At 44.3% G+C, this 237-nt stretch carries 1 tRNA gene; it reads left to right on the top strand.

Annotated elements, in window-relative coordinates:
- The first annotated feature begins 55 nt into the window (after positions 1-55).
- A tRNA-Asp gene (locus tag AB4583_RS21430) sits at positions 56-132 on the top strand.
- Positions 133-237 lie beyond the last annotated feature (105 nt).

Genomic DNA, 237 nt, shown 5'->3' with positions numbered 1-237 from the left:
AAAAGTGAAGACAAAAAGTTTGAACACTTGTCAGCGACGACAAGTATTCCACTGCGGAGTGGTAGTTCAGTTGGTTAGAATACCGGCCTGTCACGCCGGGGGTCGCGGGTTCGAGTCCCGTCCACTCCGCCACTTATTAGAGAAGCCCTGCTAGCAATAGCAGGGCTTTTTTACATTTGAAGAAAAGTGTTTGTTGTTAGGTTTTATGAGTGCTGTAATACCAATTAAAGTAAAAAT

This window comes from Vibrio sp. 10N.222.49.C12 (assembly GCF_041475025.1).
Classification (GTDB): Bacteria; Pseudomonadota; Gammaproteobacteria; order Enterobacterales; family Vibrionaceae; genus Vibrio; species Vibrio crassostreae_C.
This window is presented reverse-complemented; position numbering and strand designations above follow the sequence as displayed.